Raw genomic sequence first — 14,259 nt, forward strand, 5'->3', positions numbered from 1 at the left:
GCGGGCATCGTTACCATCAGACCAACGAGACGCATCCACGACGACACGAGGACGGACGAGCGCGTGGCCGAGGCGGCTGAGAACCAGGGCACCCCGACCGCTCCCGCCCGCCGGTGGCTGCGAGGCACCGCCGTCGTACTGCTGACCACGGGGCCCCTCATCGGCGGCCTGCTGCCCGGTCCGGCCGCGGCCGCCGAGACCGTCGGCCCACCCGCCGCCGCAGTCGCGTCCACCGCGCAGAGCCACGCCCGGTCCGCGGCGCACACGACGGCCGCCGACCGTACGGGGACCGGCTCCCGCACCGCCGACATCTCCATCAGCACTCTCTCTCCGGCCACGCCGCAGAAGGGCGACACGCTCAGCGTCACCGGCACCGTCACCAACAAGGGCCGCTCGTCCATCACCGACGGCCGCATCGGTCTGCGCATCGGCGAGGCCGAGAACAGCCGCGGCGCACTCGAGCAGAACGCCGCCCGCAAGGACTACCTGCCCGGGGCGGACGGCAAGAAGGTCGAGGGCAAGCGCGCGACGGTCAAGGTCGGCAGCATGCGCCCGGGCATCCGCCGCTCCTTCTCGATCAAGCTTCCCGTCAGCGCGCTCAAGATGCGCTCGGCCGGCGTGTACCAGCTGGGCGTGACGCTCACCGGCCAGACGCGGGAGCGCCCGTACGACCAGATCCTCGGCATCGAGCGGAGCTTCCTGCCCTGGCAGACCTCCGACTCGGAGAACAAGACGGAGCTGACCTATCTCTGGCCGCTGATCTCCTCGTCGCATCTGACGGCGCAGACACAGTCCGACGAGGAGCAGACCCCCGTCTTCCGCAACGACGGCCTCGCCAAGGAACTGGCCCCCGGCGGCCGCCTCCAGCAGCTGGTCCACCTCGGCAAGGACCTGCCGATCACGTGGATGATCGACCCCGACCTGCTGGCCACCGTCGACGCGATGACCGAGCGGTACCGCGTGCAGAAGAAGGGCGGCGGCACGACCGCCGGCAAGGGCCAGGCGTACGCGAAGCAGTGGCTCATGGACCTGCAGAGCGCCGTGAAGGGCGAGGAGGTCGCGACGCTGCCCTTCGCCGACGCGGATGTCGCCTCGCTCGCGCACCGCGGCAGGAACGTCCCCGGCGCCCTGGGCGACCTGGACTCCGCGACCAAGCGGGCCACCAACACCGTCGAGCCGATCCTGCACGCCAAGCCCAGCACCGACTACGCCTGGCCGGTCGAGGGCGCCCTCGACCCGAGCATCGTGGACGTGGCGACCTCCGCAGGCGCCCACAACGTCATCGCGCGCAGCGACAGCCTCCGCGACACGGCCCTCTCGTACACGCCGACCTCCGCACGTCCCATCGGGGGCGGGAACACGGCCCTGGTCGCCGACGCGCGCCTCTCCAAGGCCTTCGACGGCGACATGTCCCGCCCCGGCGCGACGTCCAAGGCCGTGCAGCGCTTCCTCGGCGAGACCCAGGCCGTCAACGCCCAGGTCCCGAACAAGCAGCGCAGCATCCTCGTCGCGCCCCAGAGGAAGCCGAGCGCCGGACAGGCGCGGGCGATGGCGCTGGCGCTGAGCTCCCTGCAGAAGGACGGCCGCTGGGCCGAGGGCAGCGACCTCTCGGAGGCGGCCAAGGCGAAGCCCGACCCGGGTGCGAACCGCCGTGTGCCGAGCGGCAGCCAGTACCCGGCCTCGCTCCGCAAGCAGGAACTGTCCGGCGACGCGTACCGGCACGTGCAGGAGACCAGCCGGCTCGTCGGCGACTTTCAGAAGATCCTCACCCGTGAGGACCGGGTGGAGACCCCGTTCGGGAGCGCGGTGGAGCGGGGCGAGTCCAACTCCTGGCGCGGTGACCCGAAGGGAGCCGCCAACTACCGGGACGGAGTGCGCGGCTACCTGATGGGACTCACCAAAGAGGTCCACCTGATCCAGAAGTCGCCCATCACCCTCTCCGGCCGCAGCGCCACGATCCCGGTGACGGTGCAGAACAACCTCGTGCAGGGGGTCGACGACCTGGAACTGCGCCTGACGTCCAGGCGCCGGATCGGACTCGACGTCGGTGAGCCGCAGGCCGTCAAGATCGACGGTGAGCACAGCCAGTCCGTGAAGTTCTCCACGACGTCCAAGGCCAACGGGCGTGCCTTCGTGGAGGCCCAGCTGTACACGAAGGACGGCAAGCCCTACGGGAAGCGCATGGTCTTCCAGGTGAACGTCACTTCGATCACGTCGACGGTGCTGCTCGTCATCGCGGGCGGTGTCCTGCTCGTCGTACTCGCGGGCGTGCGGATGTACACGACTCGGAAGCGGAACGGTGGCTCGGCGCACGGGCAGGACCCCTCCGGCCCCGACGACGATGCGGGAGACGCGGCGCAGCCGAGCTCCGATGCGGACTCCGGCTCGGGCTCCGAGGAGCGCGGCGACGCCGGCACAGCCGATTCCAAGGGCCCGGCGGACGGCCCCGGAGAACCGGACGAGGCGGACGAGGCGTCTCCGGCAGCCGGGAGCCACGGCCGGGACGACGAGGACGGCACGGCCGGGCCTGCCGACACCGGTAAGGGAAGCGGAACCGTTCCCGACGCGGGTGAGAAAGTGGACCGTTGAGTCAGCTTGCGAGCAGGGGCAGGGGTAGGTAGCGATGAATGCGCCGCACGACGGTGACCGGGGCAGCCAGGCCGCCGGTGACGGCTCGCAGCCGCCGGAGGACCCGTACGTACGGGACGCCCGCACGCGTGACCCGTACCGGGACCGCGACCCGGCCGCCAAGGACCCGGTGAGCGAAGCCCTCGACGACCGTGCCGCCGACCCTCCCCCTCCGCCCGGCACCCTCCCCGACCCGCAGGCGCTCTACGAACGGCCCGAACCCGGCCCGGACGCGCCCGATCCCCGGCGCTGGGCCGCCACACCCGCGCCCGAACCCGACGGCCCGTCCCGGCGCCTGCCCTACGGCGACGACCCCGCCTCCGTCCGGTACACGGGTGTTGACGGACTCCTCAGCGGCTCACGCGACGACGAGGGGAGCGCACCGCGGGGAGAGCACCCCGACCCGTCCGGCCCACGGCACCCTGAACCGTCCGCGCAGGAACCGGCTCGGGAGGCGACACCGCAGGTGAGCACCGAGGGGCGCGACCCCGAGGACGCCTTCGCCCACCTCTTCCGCGACCAGGGCCGCGGCCACGCCTCACACACGTCCGCTTCGCCGCCCCAGCCGCGTTCCGAGGGCATGCCCCCGCAGGCACCGCGTGCGTCCGCCTCAGGGCCGCACGGAGGGCGTCGGCCGCTGCCGGACGAGGAGCCCGCCGGGCCCGGCCAGGGCCCCGGTTTCGAGGCCGCACACGCCGCACCGGCCGAGGCGACCCCGCCGCCCCCGGAGCCGGACGCTCCCGCCTCCGTGGCCGCGCAGGAAGCCGCCCAGGGAGCGGCGTCGAAGGGCGGAGGCGGCGGCAGAGCCGGGGGACTGCTGCGCTCCAGCGCCATCATGGCGGCCGGCACGATGGTCTCCCGCCTGACGGGCTTCATCCGCTCCGCGATGGTCGTCGCCGCCATCGGCGCCGCCGTGCTCGGCGACACCTACCAACTCGCCATCACGCTGCCGACGATGCTCTACATCCTCACCGTCGGCGGCGGCCTCAACTCGGTCTTCGTCCCGCAGCTCGTCCGCGCCATGAAGGAGGACGGCGACGGCGGCGAGGCGTACGCGAACCGCCTGCTGACCCTCGTCACCGTCATCCTCGGCACGCTGACCGTGCTCGCGGTGCTCGCGGCTCCCCTGCTCGTACGGGTCATGTCCGTTCGCCTCGCGGAGAACCCCGAGGCGAACGCGGTGACCGTCACCTTCATCCGCTACTGCCTGCCGTCCATCTTCTTCATGGGCATCCATGTGGTGATGGGTCAGATCCTCAACGCCCGCGGCCGTTTCGGCGCCATGATGTGGACTCCGGTCCTGAACAACATCGTCATCATGGCCACCGTCGGCGCGTTCCTGTGGGTCTACGGCACCGCTGAGGACTCCGGCCTGACGGTGGGCAACATCCCGCCGGAGGGCGTGCGGCTGCTGGGCATCGGCACCCTGCTCGGACTCGTCGTGCAGGCCCTCGCGATGATTCCGTACCTGCGGGCCTCCGGCTTCCGCATCCGGCCCCGCTTCGACTGGCGCGGCCACGGCCTCGGCAAGGCCGCGAAGCTCGCCAAGTGGACGGTTTTCTTCGTCCTCGCCAACCAGGCCGGCGTCCTCGTCGTCACTCAGCTCTCCACGTGGGCCCAGGAGTCGGCCGCCGCGGAGGGCCACGCCGGAGCGGGCTGGACGGCCTACTCCCAGGCCCAGCTGATCTGGAACATGCCGCAGGCCATCATCACGGTCTCCGTGATGGCCGCCCTGCTGCCGCGCCTCTCCCGCGCGGCCAGCGACGGCGACACCGGCGCCGTCCGCGACGACATCTCGCAGGGTCTGCGCAACTCCGCGGTCGCCATCGTGCCCATCGCCTTCGGCTTCCTCGCCCTCGGCGTGCCCATGTGCACCCTGATCTACGGCCCCTCCGGCATCGACGCGGCACGTTCCATGGGCTACGCGCTGATGGCGTTCGGCGTCGGCCTGATCCCCTTCTCCGTGCAGTACGTGGTGCTGCGTGCCTTCTACGCGTACGAGGACACCCGCACCCCGTTCTTCAACACCGTCGTCGTCGCCATCGCCAACGCCGTCGCCTCGGCGGCGTGCTTCCTGCTGCTACCGGCCCGCTGGGCGGTCGTGGGCATGGCCGCCTCCTACGGCCTCGCCTACGTCGTCGGCGTGGGGATCGCGTGGCGGCGCCTGCGTCTGCGGCTGGGCGGTGACCTGGACACGGCGCACGTGCTGCGTACGTACATCAGGCTCGCCGGCGCCGCAGTGCCCGCCACCGCCGCCGCGGGTGCCGCCGTCTACGGCGTCACCGTGGCTCTCGGCAGCGGAACGCTCGGTTCGCTGGCCTCCCTGATCGCCGGAGGGATCGCATTGGCCGTGGTTTTCGTCCTAGCCGCGAAGAGGATGCGGATCGAGGAAATGACGGCCATGGTCGGTATGGTGCGTGCCCGTCTCGGGCGCTGACCGTACAACCATCCGCGGCCACTGCGTGTCGTGCATAGCGGCGGACTGTGGGCACAATTGTCGAGCCGTTTCACAGAGTGGCTGCAATGAACTGGGGAGGCAGGAACGACGGTGGCGGAACGGAGCACAGCTGCCGTCGGCGTGGCTGAGAACAACGGTGACGAGCAAACACTCGCCACCAGGGCGGACAAGGCCAGCGTCGACAGCGCTACGGACGGAAAGAGCGGCAGCGACCGGCCCCCGGAGGACACCAGACAGGACGGCGACAGCGCCGGCAGCGGGAGCACGGGCCCAGACTCCGCCGTGCCCGCAGAAACGCAGCCGCAGGCCCACTCGCAGGACCAGCAGCCGGGCACCGACGAGAGCGCCGGTGACGGCCCGGAAGCCGTCTCCCCCGGCACCACGGAGACGCCCGCGCCCCCGGAGCTGCACAGCGGCCACAAGCTCGCACGGCGGTACCGTCTGGAGGAGTGCGTCACCCGTCTGGACGGATTCAGCAGCTGGCGTGCCGTCGACGAGAAGCTGCGCCGCGCTGTCGGGGTTCACGTCCTTCCCTCGGGCCACCCTCGTGCCCGTACGGTGCTGTCCGCCGCCCGCTCCTCGGCCCTTCTCGGCGACCCGCGCTTCGTGCAGGTCCTCGACGCCGTGGAGGACCACGATCTCGTCTACATCGTCCACGAGTGGCTTCCTGACGCGACTCCCCTCAGCGACATCCTCGCCACCGGCGCCATGGAGCCCCATGACGCCCAGCAGCTCGTCATCCAGCTCTCCCAGGCGATGGCCGCCGCGCACCGCGAGGGTCTCGCCCATCTGCGGCTGACGCCGGGCACGGTTCTGCGCACCGGCTCCGGGCAGTACCGCATCCGCGGGCTGGCCGTGAGCGCCGCGCTGCGCGGCATCACCAGCGACTCCCCGCAGCGCGCCGACACCGAGGGCGTCGGAGCCGTGCTCTATGCGGCGCTGACCCAGCGCTGGCCGTACGAGGAGGACGCGTACGGGCTCACCGGCGTCGGCTCGCTCGCCAAGCGCACCCTCGTCGCGCCGGACCAGGTGCGTGCGGGCGTGCACCGGGGGCTCTCCCAGCTGGCGATGCGGGCCCTCGTCAACGACGGAGCCACCGCATCCAGTCAGGAGCAGCCCTGCGCCACTCCGGAGGAGCTGGCCAAGGCCGCCTCCGCGCTGCCGCGGATCCCTCCGCCGGAGACCGGCTTCGGCTCACCGCGTCCGTACCAGCGCAGCGGCTTCCAGCAGGGCGCGTACGGACAGGGCGCCCACGCCCGCCCGGCCGCCGGCAGGGGCGGTCCCGCAGCACCCGCCGAGTCCGCGGCACCACCAGCCCTCCCGGGCCGTACGGGCAAGATCCTCAAATGGGGAGTCTCCGCGCTGCTGATCGCCGCGCTCGGCCTGGGCAGCTGGCAGGTCGCCGACACGCTCCTCAAGGGCGACAACTCCCAGGGACAGGGAACGGGCGCGACACAGGGCAACGACGAGTCCGGCGCCTCAGGCAAGTCCGTGAAAATCGTCGACGCCAAGGACTTCGACCCGCCGCCCGGCGGCAACGGCAGCGAGAACCCCGCGAAGGTCCCCGACGCCTACGACGGCGCCCCGAATACGTACTGGCTGACGCAGAAGTACTACGGCCGCCCCGACTTCGGAAACCTCAAGCCGGGCACCGGGATCGTGCTCGACCTCGGCAAGCCGCAGCAGGTGAGCTCGGTCAAGGTCGACTTCATGGGCGCCACCGAGGCCCACTTCCTCGCCGCACCCAGGGGAACCACTTCGATGCCGGCCTCGCTCGCGGGATTCAGCAAGGTCAGCAGCGGCACGGGTGAGCATCTGAACCTCAAGGCGAAGAAACCCATCAGGACTCAATACGTATTGGTATGGCTCACCAAGCTCCCGCTCTCGGACGACGGCAACTACCGTGGCCGGATCACTGAGATCCAGGTATCGAGCTGATCCCTCGGCACTGACGCACGGCACGGCCGGCGGGCGAGGATGACGGGAGGCGTCCGACGGTGAGCGACGACAGCGGGGGCAAGGGAATGCGCCGCCGCCCCAGACATGGCCGCGGCGGAGCCGGCGCGGGCGAGAGACAGGCACGGCCGCCCGTCCCCGCCCAGGATCGCGGCCCTGACGCACCGGACGACAAGACGCTCCTCGCGCGGCACGTCGACGGCGACCCCGAAGCCTTCGGCGAGCTCGTACGACGCCACCGCGACCGGCTCTGGGCGGTGGCGATACGCACCCTCGGCGACCGGGAAGAGGCCGCCGACGCTGTGCAGGACGCTCTGATCTCCGCGTACCGGGCCGCACACACCTTCCGCGGGCAGTCCGCCGTCACGACCTGGCTGCATCGCATCACCGTCAACGCCTGCCTCGACCGCGCACGCAAGGCCGCCTCGCGCCGCACTCAGCTCACGGACGACACCGAGCGCCTGGATCTGCTCCTCGAACCGCACGAGTCCGCGGCACTGCCCGCCGAGCGCCAAGACCTCAACCGGCAACTCGTGGACGCGCTCTCCCAACTCCCCGCGGAACAACGGGCGGCCCTCGTTCTCGTGGACATGCAGGGGTACCCGGTCGCCGAGGCCGCCGAAGTTCTGGGAATCGCCGTCGGCACCGTGAAGAGCCGCTGCGCCCGTGGACGGGCCCGACTGCTGCCCCTCGTCACCCATCTACGTCCGGAAGGCGTGGAGCGGGAGAAGCCACAGCGAGAGGGGAGAAGGAACCGGACCCGCGAGCCATCCGTCCCACCCTCGGAAGGCATCACGCAACGCCCCGGAGCCGTGAAGGGAGGAGGAGAGCACGCATGACACCCACCCCTTTCACGCCCGGCGCGCGCAACATCGACGGCCATCCGGACGTCGCCGAGATTTCCGCCCTCGATGAGGATCTGCTGCCCCGGGACCGGTCGTCCGAGCTTCGGGCTCATCTGGCCGGCTGCCGCCTCTGTGCGGATGTACTGACCTCGCTGGAGGAGATCCGCGACTCGCTCGGCACGCTGCCGGATGCGTCCTCCATGCCCGAGGACATCGCGGGCCGCATCGACGCGGCGCTCGCCGCAGAGGCAACGCTGGGCTCACCGCGCGGCGACGGAGCCGTTGTTTCACGTGAAACCGACGCGACCTCCGACCGGAGCGCTGCCTACGCGAAGCCCGGACGGGAAGCAGCGGCGCACAGGCATTCCGCGGCCGCTGTTTCACGTGAAACAAGCGCCTCGCGCCGTCCCGCCGACCGTCCGGCAGGACGACCCTCTGGCGGAGGCACCGGTCCCGGGCGTCACCGTCCGGCCCGCCGCGTACGCCGGTGGCGGTCAGCGATTCTCGCGGGTGCGGGCGCGGTCGTCGCTCTTGGGCTCGGCAGTGTCGTCCTGCAGTCCATGAACGACTCGGCGCCTCCCACCGCAGGATCGGGCTCCGATGCGAGTGAGCGCACGCAGGCCGGCAGCGCGCTCGAAAAGCAGGTCCACGGTCTACTCGCGAAGCATGCGGCCCGGGAGTCCTCGCAAGGGAACGGCGATGGCCCGTCGCGGGACTTCAAGACGCAGGAGAGCCAGGGGAACACTCCGCTCGCGGGAGGTGCAGCATCCATGCCGTCCTGTGTGCGCGCGGGCATCGGCCGCTCAGGTACGCCACTCGCCGTCGATCAGCACGCCTCGTACAAGGGAGAGACCGCCTACCTCGTCGTCCTCCCGAACCAGGACGACGCCCAGCGCGTCGACGCCTACGTCGTCGACCCGTCCTGTGTACGAGACGAGGGCACCGGACCGGGAGAGGTGCTCACCAGGCACACCTACGACCGCCCCTGACACGCTTCGCCCGGAGGCCTGACAGCCGGCACGGCGGGAATGTCTGCCCCCTAGGATCCGTTGGGTGGGGTGAGAACCTCACAGACCGGAAAGCAGTCGGCAGACAAGGAAGACTCCCGTGAGCGACGTCCGTAACGTGATCATCATCGGCTCAGGGCCCGCCGGCTACACCGCCGCGCTCTACACAGCGCGGGCATCACTGAAGCCGCTGGTCTTCGAGGGGTCCGTCACAGCGGGCGGTGCGCTGATGAACACCACCGAGGTCGAGAACTATCCGGGCTTCACGGACGGGATCATGGGCCCGGAGCTCATGGACCAGATGCGCGGCCAGGCGGAGCGCTTCGGGGCCGAGCTGATCCCGGACGACGTGACCGCCATCGACTTCTCCGGCCAGATCAAGACCGTCACCGACTCGGCGGGCACGGTGCACCGCGCCCGGACCGTGATCGTCTCCACCGGTTCCGCCTATCGCTCGCTGGGGCTGCCCCGCGAGGAGGAGCTGTCCGGTCGTGGCGTCTCCTACTGCGCCACGTGTGACGGCTTCTTCTTCCGCAATCAGAACATCGCCGTCGTGGGCGGCGGAGACACGGCCATGGAAGAGGCGACGTTCCTCTCCCGCTTCGCCGACTCCGTCACCGTCATCCACCGGCGCGACGCGCTCCGCGCCTCCAAGGCGATGCAGGAGCGCGCCTTCGCCGACCCGAAGATCACCTTCGCCTGGGACAGCGCGGTCGAGACGATCCACGAGAAGGACGGCAAGCTGGCCGGCCTGACGCTCCGGAACACCAAGACCGGTGCCACGTCCGAACTCCCGGTGACGGGGCTCTTCGTCGCGATCGGCCACGACCCCCGCGTCGAGCTGTTCAAGGACGTGCTCACTCTGGACGACGAGGGCTACGTGCAGGTCGACTCCCCCTCGACCCGTACCAACGTGCCGGGCGTCTTCGCCGCGGGCGACGTCGTGGACCACACGTACCGGCAGGCAGTCACTGCGGCCGGCACCGGGTGCTCCGCCGCCCTGGACGCCGAGCGATACCTCGCCGCCCAGCTCGACGGCGCCCACAGCGACCACGTCGCCGAGCCCGAGAAGGCCGAAGAGGCCCAGGAGGCCGCGGAGGCAGAGGCCGCGGCGCTCTGACGGACTTCCAGGGGACCCACACAGACATCAACGCAACACACGCACCATCACGAGAAACGAGGAGAACCACAATGGCCGGTGCCACCGTGACCGCGACCGATGCCGACTTCGAAGAGGTCGTGCTCAAGAGCGACAAGCCTGTGCTCGTCGACTTCTGGGCCGCCTGGTGCGGTCCGTGCCGTCAGATCGCCCCTTCCCTGGAGGCCATCGCGGAAGAGAACAGCGACAAGCTCACCGTCGTGAAGCTCAACATCGATGAGAACCCGGCTGTCGCCGCCAAGTACGGGATCATGTCCATCCCGACGATGAACGTCTACAAGGGCGGCGAGGTCGTGAAGACCATCGTCGGCGCGAAGCCGCGTGCGGCGATCGAGAAGGACCTCGCCGAGTTCATCGGCTGAGCGAGGGCGGCGGATTCCGCCGCGCCAGACAGAACCACGGGACGGCCCGGCGTACGAACGCCGGGCCGTTTCACGTGAAACCGAGCGCGAGTCATCCACGGGGGAGGGCACGCCCCCTCCCGCGCCCCCATGCCAAAGCGATGCGGCGTTCACGGGCGAGGTGATTTCAGGGCCGCGCTCGGTCCCGCATTCGCCGGCGCCGCTCTTCTCGGTGCGCGCCTGTCGACCCCGCCTCCCGGCACCGGGCTTCTCGATGGCGCGTTAGTCGCTCTGCCGCGCGTCTCAGTCACCGCGCCTCTCGGCGGCGCGCTTCTCGTTGTACCCCGTCCTGCGGCAGTGCGCTTCTGGAGCGCGATCACCACGGCGCGGTCCCTGCGCGGTTCGGCGTTCCGGATGCAGAACCTCATCAGCGAGATGGGCGCCCAACCCTCGCGGGGCGACTTTCTACGGGGCGATATCTGCGAGGGCCTCCGGTTCGGTCGCCGACCTCCCGGCCACCGGTCCGTCGTCAGGAGCGCCCCGCGGGGACCCAGAAGTCGCCGACCCTGGGAACGATTCACCCCGGCCTTCTGCTCGAACCGCCGCCTCGGAAGCTGTGATCCGGGTGCACCGTCCAACATGTCGCCGTCGCCGAACGGTCTGCGGCGATCACCCGCCGCCTCCGTGCTGCGAGACTCCCCGGCCCTGTTTCACGTGAAACCAGCGCCGAGTCCAACCACCGAGTGGGGACTCACCTCTCGCGCTTCATGCTTCTCGGTGCCGCTTTCATGAATGCCGCATCCGTAGGTGCCGCACTTCTCGGCCCCGCGACACTCGCTGCCACACCTTCCCTCGGTCACGTCCCTGGCGGTGCACAGCCGCGCCTCGGTCACAACGGCCGAAGCACTCGATCCTTCTGCACCGCTCCCAGCAATTGGTCGAGTGCCCGCTCCACGTCCTCCCGCCAGGAGACCGTCGAGCGCAACTCGAGCCGGAGTCTCGGGAAGCTGTGATGCGGGCGGACGGTCTTGAAGCCGACCGCCAGCAGATGCTCCGCCGGGATCACACACGCCGGCTCCTTCCAGCGCGAGTCCCCGAACGCCTCGATCGCCTTGAAGCCTCGCCGCAGCAGATCCTTCGCCACGGTCTGCACGATGACCCGTCCCAGTCCCTGTCCCTGGTACTCCGGCAACAGCGAGGCCGTCATCAACTGAACGGCGTCAGGGGAGACCGGGCTCGTCGGAAACGCGAAGGACCGGGGGACGTACGCCGGAGGTGCGTACAGGACGAAGCCGACCGCCTTCTCGTCCACGTAGACCACGCGTCCGCAGGACCCCCACTCCAGCAAGACCGCGGAGATCCATGACTCCTTCTCAACCTCAGGCCGCCCGGTTCGCACCGCGGCCTCACCGCTGACGGGATCAAGCTCCCAGAACACGCAGGCGCGGCAACGCCCGGGAAGATCCGCGAGGTTGTCCAGTGTGAGCGGAACGAGCTGTCGCCCCATGGATCCATCGTATCCATGGGGCGACAGCTCGTTCTGGTTCTTGCGGGCCGGTATCGAAGTATCCGAGGTTCACCGCTCTCGCGGCTCCCGAGCACAGATTCAGTCCTCGCTCTCCTCCGCAGCCTCCTCTTCCGACTCCGCCGTCAATTGACCGAGCACTCGACCCTCGCCCGGGGCCAGCTGTCCGAGGATGCGCTCGAGATCGTCGACCGACGCGAACTCGACAACGATCTTCCCCTTCTTCTGGCCCAGGTCGACCTTCACCCGGGTCTCGAAGCGGTCCGAGAGACGGCCGGCCAGTTCGTCCAGCGCGGGGGACCGCTTTCCGGCGCGGGGGCCCTTCGACTTCGACGTGCTCTTCGGTGTGGAGCCGCCCGACATCGTGACGATCTCTTCCACCGCACGCACCGACAGCCCCTCGGCCACGATGCGATGAGCGAGGCGGTCCTGCTCCTCACCGTTCTCCACCGACAACAGCGCACGTGCGTGACCGGCGGACAGAACGCCTGCAGCCACACGCCGCTGCACCGATGGCGAAAGCCGCAGCAGCCGAAGCGTGTTGGAGACCTGCGGACGCGAGCGGCCGATCCGGTCGGCGAGCTGATCGTGCGTGCAGTTGAAGTCCTTCAGAAGCTGGTCGTAAGCGGCGGCTTCCTCAAGCGGGTTCAGCTGCGCACGATGCAGGTTCTCCAGGAGCGCGTCCAGGAGAAGCTTCTCGTCGTCGGTCGCCCGGACGATCGCCGGGATCCGCTCCAGCTCGGCCTCACGGCAGGCCCGCCAGCGCCGCTCACCCATGATGAGCTCATAGCGCTCCGGCCCCAACTGCCGTACGACGACCGGCTGGAGAAGACCGACCTCCTTGATGGAGGTGACCAGTTCCGCCAGCGCGTCTTCGTCGAAGACCTCACGAGGCTGACGAGGGTTGGGGGTGATGGCCTCGAGCGGAACCTCTGCGAAGTGCGCCCCGGCGGGCACGACTTCGTTCGTGGAATCGTCGCCTTCGGCCCCGGACGTTTCACGTGGAACATCGTCGTGCGCCTCGCTGTCCGGCAGCGCGGTCACCTTCGCAGCCGCCACACCACGATCGGGCGGGATCACGGGAACGGCGCTCGGTGACGTGGCTCCGTTGGAGTCGACCGAGGGACTCCCCTCATCGGCTCCGGGCGCCGGCGCCGCCGGAATCAGGGCACCCAGACCCCGGCCGAGCCCCCTACGTCGATCACTCACTGCGTCCCCTCCGGCATGGTGCTGTTCTGCTGTTGCTGCAGCTGCTGTACGGACTCGTCGTGCCGCTGCTTCACGTTCGGATCGCGCAACGCGATCTCACGAGCAGCCTCGAGATAGGACAGCGAACCGCTCGAACCAGGATCGTAGGTCAGCACTGTCTGGCCGTAGCTCGGGGCCTCCGAGATACGCACCGAGCGCGGAATGTTGGTCCGGAGCACCTCTGCGCTGAAGTGGCTGCGCACCTCATCAGCAACCTGCGAGGCAAGCCGTGTCCGGCCGTCGTACATGGTGAGGATGATCGTCGAGACGTGCAGTCGCGTGTTGAGGTGGCCCTTGACGAGATCGACGTTGCGGAGGAGCTGCCCCAGACCCTCCAGGGCGTAGTACTCACACTGAATCGGGATGAGGACCTCGGCACCGGCGACCAACGCATTGACCGTCAGCAATCCGAGGGAAGGCGGACAGTCGATCAAGACGTAGTCCAGCGGCTGCTCGTATGCGCTGAGCGCTCGTTGGAGACGGCTCTCCCGTGCGACCAGCGACACCAATTCGATCTCCGCACCGGCGAGATCGATGGTGGCGGGTGCGCAGAAGAGCCCCTCCACGTCCGGTACGGGCTTGACGACGTCGGCCAGCGGCATGCTTTCGACCAAGACGTCGTAGATCGACGGAACTTCCGAATGGTGGTCGACGCCCAGGGCCGTCGACGCATTCCCCTGGGGGTCAAGGTCGATCACGAGGACCCGGGCGCCATGCAGGGCCAGGGAGGCGGCCAGGTTCACGGTGGTGGTGGTCTTCCCGACTCCACCCTTCTGGTTGGCCACGACCATGACCCGCGTCTGCTCGGGCCTCGGAAGGCCTTCGCCGGCGCGGTTCATCGCCTCTACCGCCTGCTGGGCGGCGCGACCGATCGGCGTATCGTCCATCGGGGGCGGAGTTTCACGTGAAACATCCACCGATTCTGAACGGGGGCCGGGGACCGGGTCGGCCATCGGTCCCGCGGTATTGGCGTCGGACCGCAACGGTTCACTCTCCTCGACATAAGGCTCGTGCTGAACAGAGCCTGCCATGTTTTCGGTGTCATGAACCAGCGAGCCCCGCTCAGTTGTGGATGAATCCACCGAGGAGCGG

The 14,259-nt window shown here is 69.7% G+C and carries 10 protein-coding genes; 7 read left to right on the forward strand and 3 right to left on the reverse strand.

What is annotated here, in order from left to right:
• Window positions 1–63 precede the first annotated feature (63 nt).
• The 7 genes from G4Z16_RS16140 to trxA all read left to right on the forward strand — a co-directional run bounded on the left by G4Z16_RS16140 (window position 64) and on the right by trxA (window position 10,415).
• On the forward strand, window positions 64–2,589 hold the full coding sequence (locus tag G4Z16_RS16140) for a DUF6049 family protein (protein ID WP_197351477.1): 2,526 nt from the start codon (window positions 64–66) through the stop codon (window positions 2,587–2,589).
• A 34-nt stretch (window positions 2,590–2,623) separates the two neighbouring features.
• Window positions 2,624–5,065, forward strand: coding sequence for a murein biosynthesis integral membrane protein MurJ (gene murJ, locus G4Z16_RS16145; protein ID WP_197351478.1), 2,442 nt, complete (start codon window positions 2,624–2,626; stop codon window positions 5,063–5,065).
• 111 nt (window positions 5,066–5,176) lie between these two features.
• Window positions 5,177–7,024 (forward strand): protein kinase family protein, encoded by a 1,848-nt coding sequence (locus G4Z16_RS16150; RefSeq protein WP_197351479.1) that lies wholly within the window; start codon window positions 5,177–5,179, stop codon window positions 7,022–7,024.
• Window positions 7,025–7,083: 59 nt separating this feature from the next.
• The gene (gene sigM, locus G4Z16_RS16155; RefSeq protein WP_246530889.1) at window positions 7,084–7,881 is read left to right on the forward strand and encodes an RNA polymerase sigma factor SigM; all 798 of its coding nucleotides are present in this window, start codon (window positions 7,084–7,086) and stop codon (window positions 7,879–7,881) included.
• Window positions 7,878–8,876, forward strand: coding sequence for an anti-sigma factor (locus G4Z16_RS16160; protein WP_197351480.1), 999 nt, complete (start codon window positions 7,878–7,880; stop codon window positions 8,874–8,876). The genes sigM and G4Z16_RS16160 overlap by 4 nt, the downstream gene beginning before the upstream one ends.
• A 118-nt stretch (window positions 8,877–8,994) precedes the next feature.
• Window positions 8,995–10,014 (forward strand): thioredoxin-disulfide reductase, encoded by a 1,020-nt coding sequence (gene trxB / locus G4Z16_RS16165; RefSeq protein ID WP_197351481.1) that lies wholly within the window; start codon window positions 8,995–8,997, stop codon window positions 10,012–10,014.
• Between the two features lie 71 nt (window positions 10,015–10,085).
• The gene (gene trxA / locus G4Z16_RS16170; protein ID WP_197351482.1) at window positions 10,086–10,415 is read left to right on the forward strand and encodes a thioredoxin; all 330 of its coding nucleotides are present in this window, start codon (window positions 10,086–10,088) and stop codon (window positions 10,413–10,415) included.
• Window positions 10,416–11,283: 868 nt separating this feature from the next.
• Here the strand turns inward: trxA and G4Z16_RS16175 are convergent.
• From G4Z16_RS16175 to G4Z16_RS16185, 3 genes are all read right to left on the reverse strand, one after another.
• Window positions 11,284–11,901, reverse strand: coding sequence for a GNAT family N-acetyltransferase (locus G4Z16_RS16175; RefSeq protein WP_197351483.1), 618 nt, complete (start codon window positions 11,899–11,901; stop codon window positions 11,284–11,286).
• A gap of 99 nt (window positions 11,902–12,000) precedes the next feature.
• On the reverse strand, window positions 12,001–13,128 hold the full coding sequence (locus G4Z16_RS16180) for a ParB/RepB/Spo0J family partition protein (RefSeq protein ID WP_197351484.1): 1,128 nt from the start codon (window positions 13,126–13,128) through the stop codon (window positions 12,001–12,003).
• The gene (locus tag G4Z16_RS16185; protein ID WP_246531303.1) at window positions 13,125–14,198 is read right to left on the reverse strand and encodes a ParA family protein; all 1,074 of its coding nucleotides are present in this window, start codon (window positions 14,196–14,198) and stop codon (window positions 13,125–13,127) included. The genes G4Z16_RS16180 and G4Z16_RS16185 overlap by 4 nt, the downstream gene beginning before the upstream one ends.
• Window positions 14,199–14,259 lie beyond the last annotated feature (61 nt).

Source organism: Streptomyces bathyalis (genome assembly GCF_015910445.1).
In the GTDB taxonomy this organism is placed as follows: domain Bacteria; phylum Actinomycetota; class Actinomycetes; order Streptomycetales; family Streptomycetaceae; genus Streptomyces; species Streptomyces bathyalis.